Below are 23,251 nucleotides of genomic sequence, written 5' to 3'. Positions count from 1 at the left end.
CATACTTTCTCAACGATGGATAAACCGACTCCTGAGGGATTTGCCCGCCGTATTGTCGACCTCGGGTTGGCCGACCGTCGCGAAGTAGAACATTCGCTGGGGGAACTCGGTGGCGGCGAAATGACACTCGACAGTGTTATCGAGCAAATGCAGCGTCGGGGGCACGTGACCACGCTGCAAACTGAAAAAATCGTGCGTGGCGACCGAGCCGGCTACTTTTACGGCGACTACAAAGTCCTGTACCTGATCGGTGCGGGTACCTTCGCCCGCGTCTATCGCGCCAGCAAGGATGGCGAGGTGTTTGCGATCAAAGTCTTGCGAAAGCGATTTCGCGATGAACCGAAGGAGATGGAGCAGTTTCTGCGTGAGGGCCGGATGGGATTGCGGCTGCGGCATCCCAATATCGTCAGCATCTATGACGTCATTGCCGACACCAGGAATCCGTTTTTGGTGATGGAGTTTGTCGAAGGACAAACGCTGCGCGAACTGGTTCGCATTCGCAAACAATTGCCAGTCGATCTGTCGTTGAAGCTGGCTCATGAAATCGCATCCGGATTGTCACACGCGGCAAGTCTTGGGATTTCGCACCGTGACTTGAAACTATCGAACGTGTTGATTTCATCCGATGGCCGGGCGAAGCTGGTGGATTTCGGGTTGGCTGCACTGACCGACCGCAAAAACCCCGACCAGATCGCCGATTGCCCCAACGCGCGAGCGATCGACTATGCAGCGCTCGAACGGGGAACCGGAGTTCGCAAAGATGATCCGCGCAGCGACGTCTTTTTCACCGGGAATATGCTGTACCACATGATCGCGGGTGTCCCGGCCCTGACCGAAACTCGTGACCGGCTGGCGCGATTGAATGTTTCGCGGTTTCAAGAGATCAAATCGATCACCGAATTTGCTCCGGATTGTCCCGGGATTGTGACCCAGTTGATCAATAAGATCATGGAATACAATCCGCAGAAACGGATCCAGTCGGCCGCCGCGATGCAGGCCGAGATCAAGCGAGTGATGGACATTCTGGAAAAAGGTCCCGTTGCAACCAATTCCGAGGGGCAACCCGAAGTCGGGGGCCAGTACGAAGACGATGACGTGCCGACCGACGAAGGCATTGGATACGTCGTGATGTTGGTGGAGTCCAAAGCCGCACTTCAAAACGCAATTCGCGAGCGATTGAAGTCCCGCGGATACCGCGTTCTGATCATCCAAGACCCTAACCGGGCACTTGCCAGGTTCGACCCGATGGAAGACCCGCCGGCAGATTGCGTGATTTTCAGCGCTGCCGAGCTAGGTTCGTTGGCATTGGAGGCATACAACAAATTTGCCAGTGACGAGCACACCTGCGAAATCCCGTCGATTCTGTTGGCCGACCGTCGTCAAGCCAAAATCATTAGCGAAGCGCGTCGCGGACCACGGCGGCAATTGTTGGCACTGCCGCTGAAGGTGCGAGAGCTACGGATGGGACTGGTGAAAGTCCTGGCCGGCACCGAGCGTCGCCCGTTGGGGACTTACTAAGCCACGAGCGGCTCAAGCTCCACCACCACAAGCCAGGATTAGGTCCAGACAGGATCCGGTTCGATGTCATCGCTGACCGCAGACCCTTGGTCTTTGCGACCGCTGCCTTCGAGCCGGCTGATCAATTCGACACTCATATCGTGATCGCATTGAATTTGGCAGCTCAGACGAACCCCGGGCTCAGTCACTTCGCGGACCCGCAGTGTCTCTTTCTCGGCCGCTGTCATCTTTTCAGGCTCACCCTCGGTCAATTTGACCCGGCAGGTGGTGCATTTGGAAAAACCGCCGCAGGCATGCAGCTGGTCGGTCCCTGCTTCCTCGGTCAAGGCTTTGACAAGCCGTTTTCCTGCGGGCACGTCAAACGTTCCGACTCCATCGACAGTCAACTTAGGCATTCGGTTCCACTCAATTGGGGGTTTGGAAGAATCTGTGATTGAGACGACATTCCGGCGATCGTTGGCATCGCACGATACCGCTCTGTCGGTAGAATAGCGTGTTGGCCCTTGTTTTTGATAGTGACGCCTCGGTGATGCCGACCGAGTTGCCGGCCGAAGCGCAACTTAAGGAACCTAGTTTGAGTATGGATTTGATCACGGACAATTTGCCCACGGCGTTCGGATTGCTGTTGGGTGAAGCCGTATCCCGGCTTGTCGACGACCACGATGAATCGTTGGACAAACGGGCGGCGATGCTGCGTGTGGACACCCCCAAGTATTCCCAGAGCGACGGCAAACTGTCGTTTGAATTTCGCATGCGCCCCAACCGCAAGCCGCCTTATTTGGTGGCGGTTGAGGTGTCGCCGGAAGTTGATACCGAAGGCAGCAGCCCTTTGGATTCGCCGTTGGATCTATCGCTGCTGGCCGATGTTCGCTGTGATTGCCCTCAATTCGAACGCGTCGAATCAAAGCAACCGGGAACGGGGCGCTGCAGTTGCACCCTGGCCGTGGCCTGGTGGTTGCATGAACAGGTTTCGCGCCGAAACAGTGAAGAGGTGTTGCTGTTTCTGAGCGAACTGAAAACGGACACGGTCGCCGCGGGGCGTGATGTTGTCGGCCAACTTTTGAAACTGACCGATGAGGCCCATGCCAGCGAAGAAGACCACACGGCACGGGTCCAGTGGCGAATCAAAATCTCTAACAATCAGCTCTACGGACCGGTCAGTATCAACCCGTTCGTTCAGCGATTGAAACGAAATGCAAAAGGTTGGTCCAAAGGGCGACAAACGCCGGCCTTTGAATTGCTTCGGCGCAATAGCGAAGGCACGCCGCTCGACAGCCAAGTCGCCGCGCTGGTTTCTCAGCCCGGTAGCGATGTGAATCGGGAACATTTCAACTTGTTCCAGTCGGTTGAGTTGTTGGTCGGACATCCCAACGTGGCTTGGGACGACGCCTCGGCGACCCCCATCGAAGTACTGCATGGCGAAGTCGCGGTGGCGTTGGAGCCGGTCGAGATCGATTCGCTAGAAGACGAAGATCGCAGTGGCGAGACGCAGATCGAGCGGGAATCCGACCCAGCCAAACGCAAGACACTCTACCGCGTCGGATTGCATGTTCCCGGTGTCGATTTAAACATCGCGCGCTGTGAATTGGTGTTGGGGAACCTGCATCCCGCGCAACCTGTGATTTTGATCGCAGAAACCGAAGGCAATCGTTTGATCGTTGCCGCCCTGCGCGACCGACGCGCGACTCGGTTGTTGTCCTATCTGCTGAAGAGTGATCTACAGGAAGTTTTGCTGGATGATGAAACCGCGCACCAATTGACGATGAAGATCGGTCAGATCGGTTCGCTGGTCCGAGTGGATTTGCCAGACCAGTTGGCGGGCCCGATGGAAGATGTCGAAGCCGAACTGGTGCTCGAACTGCGGCCTCGTGGCGGTGCCGGAATGTTCGTGCGGCTGGCGATGTTCGATACACGTTTCCAAGAAATGATCTGCCCCGGTGAAGAACCGGCGATCGTGCCTGCGATCACCGACGAAGGGCCAATACGATTGCGCCGCAACACGACGGCCGAGCGTGAACAGGCGGCCGATGTGATCACTCAATTTGGGATCAATCGTCTGGCCCCGGACGAACCCTATCGCTGGGTGGCGCAAAGTGACGAACAGGCGCTGGATCTGTTGGCAAAGCTATACGATGCCGGCGACGATGCGCCACGTATGATTTGGCCGGAAGGGGAAACCATCCGGGTGCGCGGTGAAATCACTCCGTCGGCGCTCCGCGTGCAGATCGATGACTCCAAAGACTGGTTCGGTTTGACCGGTACGGTGACGGTCGCCGGACGGGACGTCAATTTGTCGGATCTACTCACAGCCGTCACCGAGCGGCGTGCTCTGGTGCGCGTCGGCGATCGTGAGTTCGCAAAAATCAGCGACGGATTTCGCAAACGATTGGAACAGCTCGGCGACACCTTGGTTGCCGAACAGGGCAGTTTTAAGGTTGCCGATGCCGCCGTGCCAGCCGTTCAAGAACTGTTGGGGACGGACGTTTCGGTGGAGGCCGCTGCGCGTTGGAGCCAGACCGTTGAAAACTTGGAATCGCTGGCGGACTATCACCCGACCAAGCCGGAATCGTTGAACGTTGATTTTCGCGACTACCAGCTGGACGGCTACCATTGGCTGGCACGTCTAAGCCGCTGGGGTGTCGGTGGCATTTTGGCCGACGACATGGGATTGGGAAAAACAGTTCAAACGCTAGGCGTTCTGGTGGAACGTTCCGCTGATGGGCCGGCACTGGTGATCGCACCGACCAGCGTGGGTGACAACTGGGTTCGTGAAACCGAGCGTTTTGCGCCGTCGCTGACGCCGATGTTGTATCGCGAGGGGAATCGTCAGCAAGTCATCGATTCGGCCGGTCCGGGCAATCTGGTGATCGTCAGCTACCAATTGGTTCAGCGTGATGCCAAACGATTTTCCGCACGTCGTTGGAACACGTTGGTGTTGGATGAAGCCCAATTTATCAAGAACGCTCAAACGAAAACCTCTCGCGCGATTCGCGATTTGGAAGCCAATTGGCGCATCGCTCTGTCGGGCACGCCGTTGGAAAACCATTTAGGTGAATTGTGGAGTCTGTTGCGTACGATCAGCCCCGGTCTGTTGGGGTCGTGGGATCGATTTCGAAACCGTTTTGCCGATCCCATCGAACGTCACAAGGACCCCGAGCGGCGAGAATCACTGGCGCGGCTGGTGCGTCCGTTTATCTTGCGACGAACCAAAGAAAAGGTGCTGAGCGAATTGCCGCCACGCACGGAGATCACGCTGCAGGCTCACCTCAGTACCGAAGAACGGCAACGCTATGACGACGCCCGCATCGCTGCATTGGCCGAGTTGTCGGGAGCGGAAAATGAGAAACCAGGCGAGCATCGAATGCGGACGCTGGCTTGGTTGACCAAATTGCGCCAACTGGCCTGCCACCCTCGTTTGGTCGATCGCATGTGGAGCAAGGGAAGTGCCAAACTTCAGTTGCTCAGCACACTGGTCGATGAACTGCATGACGGCGATCACCGCGCATTGATCTTCAGCCAATTCGTCAAACACCTCGGATTAGTGCGAGAGATGTTGGACGAACGCGGTATCAAGTACCAGTACCTAGACGGCGCAACGCCGGCCAAAGAACGGCAACGACGCGTGGACGCCTTTCAAGCGGGCGAAGGCGAGTTGTTCCTGATTTCGCTGAAGGCTGGTGGGACCGGTTTGAACCTGACCGCCGCTGACTACGTCATCCACCTGGACCCTTGGTGGAATCCGGCGGTCGAAGATCAGGCCACCGACCGAGCGCACCGGATCGGTCAAGAACGTCCGGTGACGGTGTACCGATTGGTGGCAGCGGATACGATTGAAGAGCAGATCTTGGAAATGCATGCCGACAAACGTGAATTGGTTGCCGGGGTGCTAGATGGTACCGACCGTGCTGCGAAAATGGACACCGACGATTTGATTCGATTGATCAAAGCCGGTGCACGCTAACTAGTCCCGAACGTTCCTGTTTTTTTGCGCCCGGAGGGCCGCCGCCATGTGGACGATTCTTGCCGAAAAACCGCTGATGCTGGCGGTGATGATCGGAATTGTGGTCGCCGGGCTGTTGTATGGCTGGCTGCAAACCGGCGAGAAACGAATTGCCATCGCTGCGTTGGTGGTGGCGTTGTTCATCCCCGCGGTGTTTTTGGTCGCCAATTCGGTCGACACCGATCGCGAGAAAATTTTGGACATCATTCAAACCACAGCGCACGCGGTGGAATTGAATGATCACGAGATGGCGGTGATGCTAATTGCCGATCGTCAGACACGCCAACAAGCATTGGCGGAGTTGCCGCAATATGATTTTTCGCGTGTTCGCGTTCGCAACATCAAGATCAACATGGTCGCCGGCAGCATTCCCGAAGAAGCCACCGTTGACCTGGACGCATCCGTGGTCGCCAGTCAAACCAAGGGCGGCCTGAAAGACATTCGCGTCCCCCGACGAGTGATCCTGACCTTTCAAAAACAACCTGATGAAACCTGGGGGGTGACCGACTACAACCACATGCCCTTGGCCGGCGGCCCCGACGGATTCTCGCCCGGCGGGAATTAGTGGCTGGCCGGTTGGGATGTCGATGAAACGATTGCCGGATTTCACCGTCCTTTTCCAAGACGACACAGGGTGTAAGTCCGGGTAAGTTTCCCCGCCCCACTTCAGGCCTGAGAGCCCTTCACGGCGTGGTCGCATAACGCCAGCGTTTGAGATATCCGATCAGGTCTCGCATTTGACTGACGTCCATCACCCGCTGCAGACCGCTGGGCATCAGCGAAATGTCGGAGGGACGGAAAATTTCGATCTCGTCACGTTCAATGCGTCGGGTTTCGCCACCGGGTAGTTGCAGCGTGATCGCATCGCTGGATTCACCAGCCAACAGCCCGGTGATGGTTTCACCATCGATCGTCAGCACGATGTAGGTGACAAAGGACGCATCAATCGCGGCACTGGGATCCAGGATCGCAGCCAACAGGGATTCAGGTGTTTTGGTGCGGCTATCGCTAATATCAGGACCGACCACCTGCCCGACCGATTCGATGCGATGACAGCTGGCACAATGCTGAGCAAACAGGGCTTTGCCCCGCACGACATCGGCCGTTTCGATCTGTTGTAACGCAGGCGTGTATTTTTGCAGTGCATCCGCCACGTCGCCCGGCGGCGCAAAGGTCTGTTTCCCCAGCGCCGCAAGTTTTGAATCGGAATGATTGCGAAACCAATCCATTGCCGCCGGATCGACGAAGGTTCGTGGCAATTCGTTTTTGTCAATCTTGGTCAACAACCAAACCGCCAATGGCAGCTGCTGCTTGACCGCTGAAACGATTGCGGCACGATCCGAGGGTGTGGTCGCATTGGCCTGTTCCAGCACGTATTGTTGCGCCCACTGCGTGTCTTGTTGCAGCAGCATGCGATAGGCTGCGGCACGCAACGCGGGAGGGCTGTCTGGTTCGACCAATGCTCTCAGCCCGGCCGGCAGCGGATCGAGTGCACGGCACCAATCCAGTGCGTTCATCCGCGTCGGCGTCGCGTAGTGGTCGTCGGTCGCAATCAACAATGCCACTTGATCGATCACAGAAAACCGATTCAATGCGGCGCGCATGCGCTGGGCATCCCAGGGCTCCGAATGGTTCTTGGTGCCGGCTCCCTTGCGCCATGCAGTGACCAGCTGCATAGCCAGCGCTGCGTCGTTGGCTTGCCCGTCCAGGTCGGCTTGCTCGATCCAGTCGGCTAGTCGAGCCCCGCTACGATCCGGGTATTCGGCCGCAGCTCGCAACATCCATCCTTCCATGACTTCCCATGGCATTCCAGGCGATCCTGTCAGTCCGGCCATCAGTAGATCTCCCGCACAGCTGCCTGGTATCGACATCAACAGTTTCCGCACCAACGGATGATCTTTGTCGCGACGAGCAACGGTGAGTAACGCTTGAACCAAAGCGTCGTCCAATATTGACTGGTCGACTGAAAGAGCGATCCCTTGAAGTGCGGATTGTCGAACCAACACCGCCGGGTCACTCAGAGCGGTGGTCAATTGGCGGACTTGGAAGCGTGGCGCGCCGTCGGGCCGGTTGTCCATTCGCAATCCCACCGCTAGCGAACGTAGTCTGGGATCGTCGTCGCTGGTCAGACGGGTCCGCTGGGTCTCGCTCAGTCTGTCCCAACGGTTCAGCAACCAAGCAATCCGAGCACGACCGCCACTGGGCAACTGCGTTTGGTCCAATTGCATTGTCAGCGACTCCATCACCGAATCAGCGGGCAGCGAGTCGGGCGTGTAATTAGAGTACCAGTAGGCCGATGCCAACAGGCGCAACAGTGGATCGGTGGATGTGATCGCCGCAAGCGCTGCGTCGTCATCATCTACTGGGTGGGTTTGGGGAACGGCATCGTTCGCGTAAACCTGCCAGATTCGCCCCTGGTCATTGCCGTCCCAGGTGTCGGGTCGATTCTTTAATTCCGGGGGCGCCCAATGGGGGTGTTCGATCACGGCGCGCGACATGTCGACCACCAATACGGCACTTGAAAAATCAGGGACGAGATCGACGGGGCGAAACCAATCGTCGGCACAGGCCAACCATTCGCTGGGTTGGTGTTCGCGTTCACTGTGCCAACTTCCACCGTCCAGTCGTAGCGATTGACGTTGCACGAGTGAGCCGGTTGGTTCGCAAACCAGTAACCACTCCGAATCTTTGCTGGCGTTCCATCCCGGCGCTGACACACCGCAGGCGGCGCTGAACTGGCCGGCGTGTAGGTTGCTGGTGGTCCAAGCGTTGCTGATCGGCACCACATGCGATTCAAATCCCGAGCGACCTACGTCAGCGATCCCGTCGGTTGCAGTCAGGTAGGGATCGCGGTCAATCACGTCGGCAGCAATCGTGGATTCGATCGCCGGATTTCGATTGCTGCATCCAATGCGTCGATTGAAATCGTCAATGGTCAACCCATGCTGGCTTTTCCCCGAAACGGTGCCCCAGTCGCCACCGTGCGGATCGAAGTAGAAGTCGCGGTTTTGCAAACTGATCGGTTTCGTACGAGCGTTAAATCGGTCGGAGGCGGCCGTGATTTGGCCTCCGCGCAGCCCACCGGCAACGTAGACCAATCCATCGGGACCAAGCGTCGGATGATTGGCACGCAATTGTTCATTGTCGATGGTGAAGCCGGAGAACCAGACTTGCTGGGAATCGGATTTTCCGTCGCCATCGGTATCCTGCAGGAACACAATTTGGCCGGCTAGCGTGACGATCGCACCGTCACGCCAGGGCAGGATCCCGGTGGCAAAATCCAATCCGCTGGCAAACGTTGTGGCTTGCTGGAATCGACCGCTCGCATCTCGGTCACTCAGCACACGGATTCGCCCGTGGAGCTCCGTTTGATCTGGACGTGGATGCGGGTAGTCGGGCATCTCGACCACCCACAATTTGCCATCGATCCCCCAGGCGGCCGAGACGGGATCGATCACGTCAGGTTCAGCCACAGCCAAGCGAACTGTGAAACCGTCGCGTACCTGCAAATGCGTTGCAGTCCGATCGGGCGAATGATCCAGCGGAGCACTCATCGTCTGTTTGGGGATCTCCTGGGCGATTCCCTGCTCGATCGCGATCGGCAAACAGAAAGGGGCCAGGAACAGAACAACGAATGTTAATGGAGCTTTCATTCTCATTGTTGGTTGATCTGCTGTGACAAAGAAAGCAGGACATCTGAAATCTTGTCGGACGCATCACGCTGGACCCGATTGGTTCCCATCCACGTCTCATAGCCGCCGAGTTTGTGTTGGGCCGGTGTGGGCAGATAGCCATAGCTGCCGTTGGCCAATTCAATCGTGAACGCGTCTGCAAACGGACTGCGCTGTTTCAGATCCAATCCGGTTTCCGCGAAGACTTCAAAGGGAATCGACATCACCGACAAATCACCTATCCGAAAGGCTTGCAGCAGGATCGTTGTTTCGTCGGGGCCTTCCTGCAATCGCTTGACTCGCTGCGAGTAGGTTTTTGCGTGGCGATGGATGCTGGCCGGATCGCGTCCCGGTTCCAGCAAGCTGGCGAAATAACGTTGCATCTGAGCGTCTGGTTTTCGCATCGCCAACGTCAGTTCCGCATGGGCCGCGCCCAGTGGAACCCAATCTTGGTAGTCCAGAGATTCGCATGCCGCAGCGACCTTGGCGGCAACCAGATCGGAGACTTCGTCGATCCGCTGGTACGGTTCACTGGAGCTGCTGTTTTTCTCTGCAAAACGAATGTTGTTGATGTCGCCACTGGTACCGTTGGTCATGATGCCGACGAATTCCGAATTTGAATCGCTAGCACCTAGCAAACCACCGATTTTCTCGGAGAAGGCTGCGAAGTAGTCGGCGGATACATCGCCCTTGGGTACGCCACCGACATAGTGCAGCGAATAGTTGGCCAACAACGCCAGTGGTTTGTTGTCAACGGACTGCACGCTAATGAACGAAACTTCGGGGTCGATCGGTCCGGCCGGTTTCATCAATGCATCGCTTCCGCGAGGCGGATTCATGCGAACTTTGTCGACACCACCAAACGGATTGGCAAGCAATTTATCATCGCTGACATACCACCGTCGGTTATGGACCTCCGACGGCAAATCCACACCTCCCCAAGCGATTTTCGCCGGTTGCAAACGCTGTTCCGCTTTGGCGACCGCATCTGCGATCCGCCGCGCCAGCAGTTGCTGGTAAGCGCTCAGTACCTGCTGGCCATCCACGACGCGGGTTTCTCGGGCGGACACACCGCTGTGCGTGTGGGTCGCCGACATCAACACATTTTCGGCCGCCACGTTTGTCTCTGCCTGAATAAACTTTCGCGCCGCATCAAACACTTCGCGCGGGATTCCGACGTTGTCACAGATTGCAAAGGCGAGACTGGTTTGACCGTCATTCAACACCAAACAACGAACGTGCAGTTCATCGTGAATATGGGTCGCCGGAGGCGAATCCCAATTTCCAACGATGGGCATTCCCATCGGCGTCTTGATTTCGACCTTGGCGGCTCCGGCGCGAAACAATTTTGCATCGGAATCCGCTGCAGCGACCGGTTGGTTGCCACCGATCATGAATCCGATCATCGCCGCCGCTGACAGGCCTGCATAAAACGTCAATCGGCGTGTCATCTGAATCCGCTGTTTGGCTCGCATCAAATTGTTCCTTTTGTGTCGCGTCAGAATCACGCCTTGGCAACCTGCAACACCATTCCGATGTCACGAATCGCCAGCCGTGTTGGCCCGACAGTTTAACACGTCGCCGCAAGGCACTGGGGCACTGACGCTGCCAGTCTTTTGGTAGTGGACCTTGTCAACGATCCATGGCGTGTGGGGGATCTTCAGCAAGATCCTTTACGGCAACGCTGTTGTGCGGGGGCGTTAGGCGAGCACTTTGTTGATCACATTGCCGTGGACGTTTGTCAGACGAAAATCAAATCCTTTGAACCGATAGGTCAACCGCTTGTGGTTGATTCCCAGTAGATGAAGGACGGTGGCGTGAAAGTCGTGCACATGAAAGGGATCGATGGAAGCGGTGAAGCCAAAATCATCTGTTTCACCATAGCTGGCGCCGGCTTTGACTCCGCCGCCGGCCATCCACAGCGCGCCGCTTTTGGTGTGGTGGTCGCGTCCGCTTCCGCCCTGGGACATCGGTGTGCGACCAAATTCGCCACCCCAAATCACAAGTGTGTCGTCCAGCATGCCGCGTTGCTTTAGATCTGATAGTAGCGCGGCGCATCCCCGATCGACTTCTTTCGTTCTGGCGGTGATATTTTTCACCACGCTGCTGTGATGGTCCCATCCGGTATGGTACAGCTGGATGAATCGCACGCCACGTTCGGCCATCCGCCGGGCCATCAAACAGTTCGAACCAAAACTTCCATCGGGCGTTTCGTTCACGCCGTACAGCTCGCGGGTGGTCGTTGTTTCCGATGAGAAATTCGCCAGTTCTGGCACACTGGTTTGCATTTGGAATGCAAGTTCGTATTGGTTGATCCGCGTCAAGATTTCTGGATCGTCGACCTGCTGGTAATTCATCCGATTGAGCGCCTCGATCGAGCGGATGGTTTCTGACTGCGTGTTGTCGCTAATACCGCTTGGTGATTTCAGGTAGTTCAGCGGCTGCTCGCTACCGTACAGTTCGACGCCTTGGTGTTTGCCGGGCAGAAAGCCGTTGTGCCAGGCGGTCGTCGGGATCGGTTGGCCGAGCGGTCCGCTGCGCATCACGACAAAGGTGGGCAAGTTGGCCGATTCGGCGCCCAATCCATACGACAGCCAGGAACCCATGCTCGGTCGGCCGGGGATACCAAACCCGGTGTTCATGAAGGTGTGCGCGGGATCATGATTGACCTGGTCGGTTTGTAGTGTGCGAACCACACACATTTCGTCGGCCAGTTGCTGCAGATTCGGTAGCAGCGACGAAATCGACTGGCCGGATTGACCGCAGCGTTTGAATCCGACCTTGGTTCCAAAACACTTCAGCGCCTCGTATTGCAAGAACGCCAATTTCACGCCTGCGGTCAACGACTTGGGAATCGGTTTACCATTGAGCTTGCGAAGCATCGGTTTGTCATCAAACGTCTCGAACTGGCTGGGGCCGCCGGACATGTACAAATAAATCACTCGCTTTGCTTTGGGCGCATGGTTTGGGAATCGCCCGGCAGAGGCCGCCGCGGAGGCGCTGTGTTGGTCGAACAGGTTTCCCAAGGCCGCTGCAGCGATCCCGGTTGCCGAGCTGGAGAAAAAGTGGCGACGCGTGCCGTCAAGCAGTGATGAGTGGAGGTGGTTCATGATCGATTTAAGAATTCGTGTAGGTTGATCACTGCCCGAGTCACCGCGGTCCATGCTGCGATTTCGGTGGTCGAGTCGGCTGAGGGTGCCGGCGCGTTGCCTATCGAGACCAGCTCGGACGCCTGGGAGGGATGGTTGCCGTAATGTGTCCGTTGGCTAGCCAACAACTGCTTTAGCACACGCGATTCGGCTGGCGCGGGCTGGCGTTGAAGCGCAAGCGAAAACAACGCTGTTAAACGCGTGTCGTCGCTGTCGGCTGAATCACAAATTCGCATGGCCAGCACACGAGCCGCTTCAACAAAAATCGGATCGTTCAACAGCGCGAGTGCTTGTGCCGGTGTATTGGTAATATTTCGCTGGGCGGTGCATTCTTGACGCGTCGGCGCATCGAACGCCAGCATCGTCGGATGAATGTTTTGTCGCTTCCAAAACGTGTAAACACTGCGGCGGTACTGTTTGCTGTCGGGACTTGTCTCCCAAATCATGTGGCGACTGCCATACATGACCTTGTCAGATCGCGTCCAATAGGGATCCGGTTGGTAGGGAAAGAAACTGTGGGTGGGGATCTGGTCAGTGGTTTTTAAAAGCCCGGCGACATCCAAAGCCGAATCCCGAATTTGTTCAGCGGTTAACCGATAGCGACCTTGGCGTGCATGCCAGCGGTTGTCTGGGTCTCGCTGCTGCAAGTCACCACTCGGCGTGGAACTCAGTTGATAGGCCCGTGTCGAGGTCAACAATCGGACCATGTGATCGCGGTCCCAGCCGCTGTCGCGAAACTCACAGGCCAGCCAATCTAGCAATGCCAGGTTGGAAGGCCAGTCGCCTTGGGTTCCCGAATCCTCCAGCGTCTCGCTGATTCCGCGACCGTAAAACTGGTGCCACAGTCGGTTGACAAAGACTCGTGCAGTGAGAGGGTTCTGATCTGAAAACAGCCACTGTGCTAGATCCAATCGCGTCATCGGTTGCGAGGATGGCGAGTGTTCAGCCGACAAGAATTCAGGGATTGCAGCGGAAACAACCGGTCCGGTTTCGTCTTGATAATCACCTCGGTGAAGTAGCCGAGTGGTTTTTGGGTGATCGGACTGTTTAGAAACCAACACCGGCATTGCCGCGGATCGAATGCGAAAGAGTTCCGATTCCAACAATCGCAGTTCTGCCATCTGCTCCGGTTGCGTTTGCTCCCGAAAGGCATCGATCACGATTGATTGTTCCAGCGGATCACGTTTTGCGATATCGGTTCGCAGCGCCGATGCGACAAAATCGGTTCGGCGCTCGTAGACCTGTCGATTCACCGGTTTGCTCCACCATTTGCGGACCGCGGTCTCGCCGAGTTGCAACGCGGTCACTTTGTCGTGGCGCAGTGTCAAACCGCTGTCACCCCAACCGATGCGCCCGCCTGATTGCAACCATGCCATCCCGGTTGATTCAAAGGCTTGGCCTCTGGCCGCCGGCAACAGATCGTCCAGCGAAACGCTCAGGCGTACCCAGCCCGATTCGACTGGTAGATCACCCATGCGTTTGACTCGATCTGGATCGCTCCAGGCATGTTCGTTGGCTAGTTTTCCCGTCGTGTCTTGGCCCCAGTAATAGGTTTCGTAATTACCGGTGTTCCAGCCAAGTCTGCCGTAGCGTCCGTTGGAGATTTGAAAGCCCAGCATGTCGGGGCGGTGCTGTGGATCAATCCAAACATCGACGAACCAGGCATCTTGAGAACCATCGGTTTTCTGAGCTCCTGGTTTGACATAACCGGTGATGAATTCGGCTGCATGATGACGCCGGAATTCGTTCTCGTCGGCCACCGTTTCGCGGCAGCGACGTCCATCAATGGACCGCATCGAATAGGTGCCTTCCAGCACTCGCGGCGCTGGCAAGGCTGCCGCAGCCCAAACGAATTCTGAACGTGTCGTCTTGTCGCTAAGTTGTTCACGGATCTGTTGTTCCCAATCTGCCTGGTCGTCGGTCGACTTGTTGGCAATCGTTTCCTGCAGCCCTGTGATTTTCTCGACGAGATCCCGATCGCGTTGGCGATCGGTCGATTCATTGTGGACATAATGCAAGGGTTCACGGCGGTCCCCGGGCGTATAAACACCGGCTTCCACCAAGTCATCAAAAAAGGCCGCCAAGCTGTAGTAGTCTTTGGCAGAGATCGGATCAAATTTGTGGTCGTGGCATTCCGCACAGCCTGTCGTCATGCCCATCCAAACGGTACCAACGGCGCGGACATGTTCGCCTTTTAGTTTATACAGCTGCTCGGTTTCGATCGCGCCGGCTTCGCAATTCGTATTGACGATGCGGTTGTATCCCGATGCAATCAGCTGGTCGTCGGTGGGGGCTGGCAACAGATCGCCCGCCAACTGTTCGATTGAAAATTGGTCGAAGGGTTGGTTGCGACGAAACGATTCGATGATCCACTTTCGATAGGCGCCCGATGCGATCGGTTCGTCACTGACAAATCCACTGGTGTCCGCCCACCGCACCAGATCTAGCCAACGCACCGCTTGGTGCTCGGCATAAGCAACTTCCGACATCCATTCATCACGTTGCTGGGCAAATGCTTTGTCAGTGGGATCAGACTCAAAACGCGCGACCTCCGTCGGCGTCGGCGGCAGCCCACGCAGGTCATAACTCAGACGACGCAGTCGCTCTCGGGGCGTTGCAAGGTCGACTGGTTGAGCCTGTTGCTGTTGCCAATCGGACGCCAGAAACGCATCGATCGCAGTCGCGGCAGTCGGCTGCTGGGCCGTCGGAGGCTGGGCCGCAGCGCTGGTGTCGGATATGGTTCCCGGCACGCCATCGATGGCGGGGACCGCTGGTCGACGCAACTCACTCCATGCCCAATGCTGTTGGTACTCCGCTCCCTGCTTGATCCAGCGGCGGATCAAATCCAGTTGGTCATTGGTGAGCTGCTTCTCAGTCTCGGGCGGTGGCATCACTTCACTCTCGTCCGTAGAGATTAATCGACGGACCAGTTCCGACTCTTCCGGTCGACCAGGAACGATCGAATCGATTTCCGTGGCGCCGGCAAACGTATCAAGCCGTAGACCCGCTTTGCGATTCTCTTGGTCAAACCCATGACAGAAAAAACAATTGTCACTTAGGATCGGACGAATGTCCCGGTTGAACTCGATCGGTTCGTTCGCAGGTACAACCGCCGCCAAAACCAGTAAGATCAAGATCGGGCTAAGGTGTCGATGCATGGATGATCGGGCAGACGGAAAAAAGGACGCGGCAGAGACAAAACGGTTGACGCGTCTTCACAACTGTCTCGGTGTGATTTGTACGCAAACCACGGATCCGATCAAAAGAATCGACGCCAACAACGGTCCTAATCTACGTGATTTGCGGTCTCATTTCTTGATCGGAATCAACTCTGCTTGGTACATTTTGACCATTGGAATCAAAGGCGAGGCAAGTGATCGAACAGTTGCTGGTATTCGTCACGGTCTGGTGCGCGGTCGGTTGCTGGCTGGGTGGCGCTGTCGCGCGTCACGTCGCGATTGACAATGACGCCGCCTCCCAACGCGCTGTATCCCGAATTGCTTCGGCTCAGTCGGTTTATGCGTGGACGTGGTTGATCGGGGCGTTGTGCGTTTGCGTGCACATTGCCGCGAGCTACGGCTACGTCCATCACTGGGATCACGCCGCGGCGCTGCAGGCCACGGCCATTGAATCACAGCGTGTCACAGGAATATCGGCGGCCTGGGGCGTGTACGTCAATTTCGCATTTGCCATGATTTGGCTGTTCTACAGCGCGGCGATGTTGCGATTGCGTCGCAGATTGGCGGGCTGGGACACCGCCGTTTTCCTATTCACCGGAGGCATCGTTTTGATGGCCTCGGTGGTGTTTGAATCCGGCACGGTGCGATGGATGTCACTCGCCGGATTTGCGGTTCTAGCCGTGATTTCTTTGACGGGTCGAGGGAAAAAGAATTCGATCAACCGCGATTGAGCGAAAGGCGACTATCGTTAAATCGACCAGCCGAGACGCTTCGGGTTACCAAGGCATCATGCCTCACGCACACCCGCCACTTCGGAAGGTGTGGTTGCCATCGGTGCGTTGTTCGCTGGGGGCGAATTAACGGCGTCGACCGCGGGGGCGGGCCTTGGGTGACTTTTTGTGGTTTTCCAAATTGTTGTCGACCAACAAATTGACCACTTCTTGCCAGGTCGGGACGACTTTGCGTGGACGTGGTTCATCGCCTTGCGAATCGCCGTCTGGTTCACTTGGTCGGCGCCGCGCGCCACCACGTCGCGATCGGGAATCGGCCGCTAGATCGTCTCGCGGTGCGTCGTCTCGATCGCCGGAATCACTGCCGACAGAACCACTGCTGACAGAACCACTGCTGACGGAGGTTTCCGTCTCGCTTCCGGAACGATTTCGGCCGCCGCGTCGTCCGCGGCGTCGACGCCCACGTCGCATCACTTCGGTTTCGGCATCGTCTTCGTGGTCATCGTCAAAGGCGGACGTGGGAATGGGATCGAGATCAAAGTCGTCGTCGTCGATCGCATCGCGATCATTGGAATCGGCGCTGTCGCGTTTGTTCACGACAGTGTCGGCATCACCACTGCTGCGTTTGCGTCCGCCACGTCCGCGTCGACCACGTCGCCTTGAACGGGGGCCGGAATCGTGTGAATCGTCATCGCTGTCGGCAGGTCCACTGTCTAAACCCGATCCAAACCCGTCATCGACCAATTCAAAATCAGAATCGTCGTCGTCGCGGTTGGAATCACCGTCGTCATTTGAATCAACGTAGTCCTCTCGTTTGACAGATTCCCGACGAGAGCGAGATCCACGCCGCCGGCGTCTGGGACGATCGTCGGTGGAATCCGAGTCGGAGTGATCATCCATGACCGTTTCGATATCGCGTTCGATTTCTTCGATCGCAGCATCGACGGACTCGGTTTTCATTTCCAAACCATCGGCACCGATTCGTTGCCGCTGTCCACGACGTCCACGCCGACCACGTTTGGGTCGACCTTCGCCGGCGTCTTCACCCGAGCGACTCGGTCGATCTTCTGATTTTACGCCTTCGTTGGAATCGTCGTCACGGCTGCGACTGCGTCGCGGCGGCAGTTCATCCCTTTCGCTAGATCCACGCTCACGATCCCCGCCTCGATTTCCACGCTCGGAACGTTCGCTGTCACGGTCTTCGGATGATCGTCCGCGACGGGCTCGTGGCGATGTCTCGCGAGTCGACTCGGGGCTGGTAGTTACCTTTGCTGCGGGAACGTATTCGTCGTCATCATCGTCGTCGAAATCAGAAAACGATCGAAACGAAAGCGGGTCCGGAGCTTCTGATTTGGGGGCCGATGGAGCACTCGGCTGGGCGGGCTGGTAACGTTCCGCAGCTTGCTCGGTGTCAGGTCGCTTGGCAGCTGGGGCCGCAGTTTCCGGGGTTGGATCTGTGTCGTCGTCTAGCTCGGGTTCTGGTCCCAAGTCGATCCCTAGCCCTTGCCCAAAGCCGCCCGTCGATTTGGAAGCGGATTTAGGATTGGAACGTGAATCCGACTCGCTGCGAATCGGTTTGATTTCCACCGGAGCGCGGTGCGGCGGCGGTTCATTGATCGCATCGATCCCAAGTTCGCCAGCCAATTCGGACCAGGCCGCATTGGTGGAATCGTCTGCTACGTCGTCATCTTGGTCGCTGGCATCGTCGGCCACTTCGCCGGCAAATAAACGGTCTGAACCGCTGTTGCTGGGTTCGGTTTCCAGCAATTCTCGCACGACAGGTTGCGGGGCAATCGGCGGCGCCCCCGCGGTCAGCTCTTCGATCGGTGGGTCACTGGGGCGAGCACCAAAACCGGGCAGACGGGTGTTGCTGGTTTCTTGCGTCAGTGCCTGTAGCACATCGGCAACGATTGGCTCGTCGCTGATGTGGTTGTCTGCCGTCACATTGTCGGCGTCGACGTCCGTGACGGCTTCGGCGACGGGCGGCAGCTCGCGGGAAACCGCATCAGTCGTCTCGTCGGACTCGACTGGCGCTGGCGGAGCGGCGGGTTTCGCGGGTTTGGGTTCGGCTTTACGCGGTGGTTCGGCGGGGCCGGGGGTGCCAAGTAGCTTGGCAAGAATGTTCCAGTTGTCTGACATTCGGTCTGTTTTGGAGTGTTGGATTGGATGAGGGAGCTAAGGCAGTCCGATGGTGTGCGAGCGATCGGGGTGCAAACCCAAACCTCTGTATCAGAACGAGTTGTTCGTGTCCTGATCTATCGGACGCCATACCCAGGATGAGAAGAGACCCGCTCGATGCCAGAACCACAAGAATTCTGTGCAACATTTCTGTACAGCAGATTCGCTATCTCGGTTCAGCAGAGCAAAGTGGGTGATTTAGGCAACAATGGACGCAGATTTTAGGGGCGTTCATCGGTGACTCGTTCCATCCCGGTGGCGTTGATCCTGCCGTTGTCCTCTCGAAGGGGTGTTTCAGCTGTATTTGAGGACCGATTCTGGGGCCCCACCTTTAATCGGTCGGCCTGGGGATCGGAGTTCAGTCCTATGTATAGCCCGCAGCGACAACTTTCCCAAGGGGATTCCCCCCATCATCGGGACTCGCGGTCAATAAATTCAGTCCGGGATGATTTCCCCGCGGATCAAATCTGCAAAACTCTCGCGTTGGCGGATCAGTTTGGCCTGATTGTTCTCAATCATGACCTCGGCGGCGCGCAGTTTACTGTTGTAATTGCTGGCCATCACAAACCCGTAGGCGCCGGCGTTTTCCAGAATCACATAGTCGCCGACGCGGCACATCGGCAACTCCCGACTGTCGACAAACCCGCCCTCTCGCTGGGTGAAGATGTCGCCGGATTCACAAAGCGGTCCGCCGACCACCGCAGCGGTGGTTTCTCGATCGCGGACCGACTGGCCATCGGCGCCGCAGACCGAGATGGGGTGATGCGCCCCGTACATCACCGGCCGCGCCAGATCGTTGAAGCCGGCATCAAGCAACACGAACAAGTTTTCGCCGACTGTTTTTACGCTTCGGACTTCTGCGATCAAATAGCCGGATTCGGCTGACAAGTACCGCCCTGGTTCAATTTCCAATGTCAAACGATGCCCAAATGTTTCACTCAATCGGTTGCGCGAGGCATCCCATAGCGCGTAATATTTTTCCAGGTCCACGTAGGTTTCGGATTCGTTGTAGGGGACCGGAAGTCCACCACCGGCACTGATGGTTTTCAGCGTCCGGCCGACTTCCGTCGCCACGCGTTCCATCGCCTCACAGACCTCGCTCAAATGTTCCAGGTCCGTGCCCGATCCGATGTGCATGTGCAATCCGGTCACGGTGACACCGAACTGGTCGGCGCGTCGCAAGCATTCGTCAATCTGTGAATGCCAGATCCCATGCTTGCTCTGTTGGCCACCGGTGTTGGTTTTCTGGCTGTGACCGTGGCCAAATCCGGGATTGATCCGCAACGTTACGTCGGCACCTGGCCGCCGCTCGCCGAGTTGGGAAATCATGTCCGGCGAGCCACAATTGACGTGCAGATTGTGCTCCACCACTAAATCCAGTGCTGCGGCGTCGAAAATGTCCGCGGTGTAGACGATTTCATCACCTTCGGTGGAGTAGCCCGCAGCGATTGCACGTTGGATTTCACCACTGCTAACCGCGTCGACGACCACGCCTTGGCGGCGCATCCGATCCAGAATCGCGATGTTCCCACAGGCTTTTTGGGCATATCGCACCACGTCAAACGCGCTCAAGTCAGCGATCCGCTGCGAGATCGTCGTGACATCGTAGACATACAACGGTGTGCCGTACTGTTTGGCCAATTCAGCGACGGATAGCCCCGCGATTTCGTGGCGACTGGTGGAAAATGCAGGCGTGGTAAGACTGGCCATCGGATCTAAATTGAAGGGAAATGGGGGCGAACTGCTGCGTGAACCGTGGTCGGCATCGGCCGGCCGATCAGCGGGGGCAAAACATTGTCCACCAATGTCGGCCACTGTCTAGTTCGCCGGACACCACCCGCTGGGTGTTGGTTCACGTTACTCTGGGCGAAATCCTTTCGCGGCAAACTTCGCGGCAATCATTGGGCGACAAAGTCATAATCTTGGGGAACACATCATGCAACTGATCCACCACGGCGGATACGACGGAGTGACCGGATCCTGTCATCAGCTAAGCCTTGATTCCGGTGACACGTTGCTGGTCGATTGTGGATTGTTCCAAGGCACCGATGCACGGCGGCATCCCGATCTGGAAATCAACTTTGCGATCGATCGTTTACAAGCGTTGCTGCTGACGCACATTCACATCGATCATGTCGGCCGCTTGCCGTACCTGATGGCGGCGGGATTCAGCGGGCCGATCTATTGCAGTCGACCGACCGCCGAGATGTTGCCGTTGGCGATGGAAGACGCAATTAAAATTGGGTTCACTCACAAGCAGCGGATGATCGACGCTTTTCTGGACACGCTGAAATCGCAGCTGCGGCCACTGGATTATGGAGAATGGCAGGCGATCCTGCCGGATGCATCGATCCGCCTGCAGCCGGCGGGTCACATTCTGGGTTCCTGTTACTTCGAAGTCCAAGCGGACGGGAAGCGCGTGGTGTTTTCCGGTGACTTGGGCGCACCGCATGCGCCCCTGCTAAGCGATCCGGTTTCGCCTGAAAAAGCTGACATTCTGGTTTTGGAGTCAACCTACGGCGACAAGTGTCACGAAGGTCGCGATCACCGTCAGGAAACACTTGAGCGGGTGCTGCGTCAAACACTCGACAACAAGGGTGTCACCATCATCCCAGCATTCAGTTTGGGACGGACGCAAGAGTTGCTGTACGAGATGAACGGGATCTTTGAACGGCTTCATCACTCTCATGGTGCGAGTGTGATGAAGTCGGTCGATGTGATCGTCGATTCGCCTCTGGCAGCACGGTTCACCGAAGTCTACGAACAACTGCAACCCTATTGGGATGACGAAGCCCAGCAGGTGCTCAAGTACGATGACCATCCACTGGTGTTCGAAAATTTGACCACCATCATGGATCATGACGAACACGTTTCGACGTTGGACTATCTGGAGAAATCAGATCTTCCCGCCATTGTGATTGCCGGCAGTGGAATGTGCACCGGTGGACGGGTGGTCAACTATTTGAAGCGCTTTTTGAGTCATCCCAATGCCGACATTTTGTTCGTCGGCTACCAAGGCAGTGGAACGCCGGGACGCGACATTCAAAGCGGCAGAGACTCGGTCGAATTGGACGGAAAAACCTATCCGATTCGTGCAGCGATTCATTCGATCTCCGGCTATTCGGCGCATGCCGACCAGCAGAATTTGATCGATTTTGTCAGCGGCATGCCGTCACCGCCCGGCGAAGTCGTCTTGGTTCACGGTGAAACACAGCCCAAACAGGTACTGATGCAAAAGTTGCAGCAGCTAGGGATTCGCGTTCGACTTGCTGATCCGCCACAATAAGACGGTTGTTGATGTGTCCCAAGCATCACAAGTTCTACCGGCACCACAAGGAACTTTCCTCATGAATCAAGATCGACGCTCATTTGTACGCACCACCGCAGCACTTTCGACGCTTGCCGGTTTGGGATTCCACACGTCCAACGCCGCTGACAACCAATCGACGGTCAATTTTGCGTTGGTCGGTTTAGGCAGTCTAAGCACCAATCAGATCGCCCCGGCACTACAGAAAACCAAGCATGCAAAATTGGTTGGCATCGTCACCGGGACCCCGGCCAAGGAGAAAATCTGGGCGGACAAATATGGGATCGAAAAGCAGAACATCTACAACTACGACAACTTTGACCAACTGGTGGACAACGAAGCCATCGATGTCGTCTACATCGTGTTGCCAAACGGCATGCACAAAGAGTTTACGATCCGGGGCGCTAAAGCCGGCAAGCATGTGCTGTGTGAGAAACCGATGGCTAACAGCGCCGCCGATTGCCAAGCCATGATCGATGCGTGTCGTGAGAACCAACGCAAACTTGCGGTCGGCTACCGCTGCCAATTCGAGCCGCATCATTTGCACTGCCGCGAATTGGCAAACAGTCAAAAGTATGGGCCGCTCAAAGCGATTGAAGCCGGATTCGGTTTTAAAATTGGAGATCCCAACCAGTGGCGATTGAAAGCCGACCTGGCTGGCGGGGGCGCGCTGATGGATGTCGGTATTTATGCGCTCCAGGCCTGTCGCTTTCTGACCGGAGAAGAACCTGTGGCGGTCACCGCCCAAGAAACAAAGACCGATGCGAAAAAGTTTGCCGAAGTCGACGAGACGATCACTTGGACCATGACCATGCCCAGCGGCGTGAATTGTTACTGCAGCACCTCGTATGCGTTTGGCGGGATCAATCGTTTTAATGCTTATGGCGATCGCGGTTCATTTGGATTGGATCCGGCGTTCAGCTATGGCGGGATCACGGGGACCAGTAAAGACGGACCGATCAAGTTCCCAGAAATTGATCAGTTCGCCGCCGAAATCGACGCCTTCGCACAGTGCATTCTGCAAGACCGCCAAAGCACGGTTGCAGGCGAAGAAGGTTTACGTGATCTGCGGGTCATCGAAGCAATCTATGCCAGTATCGAAAACGGAAAACGGATCGCAATCGAATCGGGGAAGGGATAGCTGAACTGTCGCCATCAGTTCACTCATTGGCCGGTTGATTGAGTGGTTCCCTAACCCGACGATGGGTTTTGAAGTTGCCATTTTTGCGTGGGACATTGTTTTTTGGTAACCCGACGCGTCAGCGAGGAATCCCGTTAACACCCGAAATCGCTCGCTCATGCGTCGGGTTGCGCTAAACAGCCTTTTCAAATCAAATGACTCGGCAAATTGCCGCTTCGATCTCTTTACTCTTCCGCGGGGAGGTCGTGCAGCTTCGCGTGCTACCCATTGGGAGTGTCGCCTGCACTCAATCCCATCTCTACGCCAACGGCGTTCAATCGCTTAGCCCGGGGTCACTGTCGAACCTGCTGAGTCTGCGCGCTCTCTGCTGAGAACGA

13 protein-coding genes are annotated in these 23,251 nt (G+C 56.7%); 6 read left to right on the top strand and 7 right to left on the bottom strand.

Annotation, left to right across the window (positions count from 1 at the left end; all coding sequences use genetic code 11):
• Positions 1-15 precede the first annotated feature (15 nt).
• Positions 16-1,518 (top strand): serine/threonine-protein kinase, encoded by a 1,503-nt coding sequence (locus tag NHH03_RS25360; protein WP_253161047.1) that lies wholly within the window; start codon positions 16-18, stop codon positions 1,516-1,518.
• A gap of 38 nt (positions 1,519-1,556) precedes the next feature.
• On the opposite strand, the gene NHH03_RS25355 is transcribed toward NHH03_RS25360, so the two are convergent.
• On the bottom strand, positions 1,557-1,913 hold the full coding sequence (locus NHH03_RS25355; RefSeq protein WP_253161046.1) for a 2Fe-2S iron-sulfur cluster-binding protein: 357 nt from the start codon (positions 1,911-1,913) through the stop codon (positions 1,557-1,559).
• Positions 1,914-2,014: 101 nt separating this feature from the next.
• Between NHH03_RS25355 and NHH03_RS25350 the strand changes: the two genes are divergently transcribed.
• Positions 2,015-5,479, top strand: a complete 3,465-nt coding sequence (locus NHH03_RS25350) for a DEAD/DEAH box helicase (protein WP_253161045.1) — start codon at positions 2,015-2,017, stop codon at positions 5,477-5,479.
• A 46-nt stretch (positions 5,480-5,525) separates the two neighbouring features.
• Positions 5,526-6,083, top strand: coding sequence for a hypothetical protein (locus NHH03_RS25345; RefSeq protein ID WP_253161044.1), 558 nt, complete (start codon positions 5,526-5,528; stop codon positions 6,081-6,083).
• A 118-nt stretch (positions 6,084-6,201) separates the two neighbouring features.
• Here NHH03_RS25345 and NHH03_RS25340 read toward each other — a convergent pair whose 3' ends face one another.
• From NHH03_RS25340 to NHH03_RS25325, 4 genes are all read right to left on the bottom strand, one after another.
• Positions 6,202-9,171: a PVC-type heme-binding CxxCH protein gene (locus tag NHH03_RS25340; protein WP_253161043.1), complete on the bottom strand. Its 2,970-nt coding sequence runs from the start codon at positions 9,169-9,171 to the stop codon at positions 6,202-6,204.
• A gap of 2 nt (positions 9,172-9,173) precedes the next feature.
• Positions 9,174-10,664, bottom strand: a complete 1,491-nt coding sequence (locus tag NHH03_RS25335; protein WP_253161042.1) for a hypothetical protein — start codon at positions 10,662-10,664, stop codon at positions 9,174-9,176.
• 225 nt (positions 10,665-10,889) lie between these two features.
• Positions 10,890-12,299: a DUF1501 domain-containing protein gene (locus NHH03_RS25330; RefSeq protein WP_253161041.1), complete on the bottom strand. Its 1,410-nt coding sequence runs from the start codon at positions 12,297-12,299 to the stop codon at positions 10,890-10,892.
• Positions 12,296-15,496 carry a PSD1 and planctomycete cytochrome C domain-containing protein gene (locus NHH03_RS25325; RefSeq protein ID WP_253161040.1) on the bottom strand — a complete coding sequence of 1,067 codons (3,201 nt, stop codon included), beginning with the start codon at positions 15,494-15,496 and terminating at the stop codon, positions 12,296-12,298. Before NHH03_RS25325 ends, NHH03_RS25330 begins: the two co-directional genes overlap by 4 nt.
• A gap of 215 nt (positions 15,497-15,711) precedes the next feature.
• Here NHH03_RS25325 and NHH03_RS25320 point away from each other — a divergent pair, with 215 nt between their 5' ends.
• Complete coding sequence (locus NHH03_RS25320; protein ID WP_253161039.1) at positions 15,712-16,248, top strand: hypothetical protein; 537 nt, start codon at positions 15,712-15,714, stop codon at positions 16,246-16,248.
• A 126-nt stretch (positions 16,249-16,374) separates the two neighbouring features.
• Here the strand turns inward: NHH03_RS25320 and NHH03_RS25315 are convergent, their stop codons facing one another.
• Complete coding sequence (locus NHH03_RS25315; RefSeq protein ID WP_253161038.1) at positions 16,375-18,387, bottom strand: hypothetical protein; 2,013 nt, start codon at positions 18,385-18,387, stop codon at positions 16,375-16,377.
• A 474-nt stretch (positions 18,388-18,861) separates the two neighbouring features.
• A complete protein-coding gene (gene lysA / locus NHH03_RS25310; protein WP_253161036.1) occupies positions 18,862-20,241 on the bottom strand; it encodes a diaminopimelate decarboxylase in 1,380 nt (459 codons plus the stop codon).
• 121 nt (positions 20,242-20,362) lie between these two features.
• On the opposite strand from lysA, the gene NHH03_RS25305 reads away from it, so the two are divergent.
• Both NHH03_RS25305 and NHH03_RS25300 read left to right on the top strand, forming a co-directional pair.
• Entirely contained in the window at positions 20,363-21,712 is a 1,350-nt protein-coding gene (locus NHH03_RS25305; RefSeq protein WP_253161034.1) for an MBL fold metallo-hydrolase, read from the top strand.
• A 61-nt stretch (positions 21,713-21,773) separates the two neighbouring features.
• Positions 21,774-22,874, top strand: a complete 1,101-nt coding sequence (locus NHH03_RS25300) for a Gfo/Idh/MocA family protein (protein WP_253161032.1) — start codon at positions 21,774-21,776, stop codon at positions 22,872-22,874.
• The last annotated feature ends 377 nt before the right edge of the window (positions 22,875-23,251 follow it).

This window comes from Stieleria tagensis (assembly GCF_024129865.1).
GTDB lineage: Bacteria > Planctomycetota > Planctomycetia > Pirellulales > Pirellulaceae > Stieleria > Stieleria tagensis.
The sequence above is the reverse complement of the archived record's forward strand: the minus strand, read 5'-3'. Positions and strand labels throughout refer to the sequence as shown.

Coding starts and splice junctions, on each gene's coding strand:
- NHH03_RS25335 (WP_253161042.1), bottom strand. CDS start 10,664: ATGCGAGCCAAACAGCGGATTCAGATGACACGCCGATTGACGTTTTAT.
- NHH03_RS25300 (WP_253161032.1), top strand. CDS start 21,774: ATGAATCAAGATCGACGCTCATTTGTACGCACCACCGCAGCACTTTCG.
- NHH03_RS25340 (WP_253161043.1), bottom strand. CDS start 9,171: ATGAAAGCTCCATTAACATTCGTTGTTCTGTTCCTGGCCCCTTTCTGT.
- NHH03_RS25360 (WP_253161047.1), top strand. CDS start 16: ATGGATAAACCGACTCCTGAGGGATTTGCCCGCCGTATTGTCGACCTC.
- NHH03_RS25305 (WP_253161034.1), top strand. CDS start 20,363: ATGCAACTGATCCACCACGGCGGATACGACGGAGTGACCGGATCCTGT.
- NHH03_RS25330 (WP_253161041.1), bottom strand. CDS start 12,299: ATGAACCACCTCCACTCATCACTGCTTGACGGCACGCGTCGCCACTTT.
- NHH03_RS25315 (WP_253161038.1), bottom strand. CDS start 18,387: ATGTCAGACAACTGGAACATTCTTGCCAAGCTACTTGGCACCCCCGGC.
- NHH03_RS25345 (WP_253161044.1), top strand. CDS start 5,526: ATGTGGACGATTCTTGCCGAAAAACCGCTGATGCTGGCGGTGATGATC.
- NHH03_RS25355 (WP_253161046.1), bottom strand. CDS start 1,913: ATGCCTAAGTTGACTGTCGATGGAGTCGGAACGTTTGACGTGCCCGCA.
- NHH03_RS25325 (WP_253161040.1), bottom strand. CDS start 15,496: ATGCATCGACACCTTAGCCCGATCTTGATCTTACTGGTTTTGGCGGCG.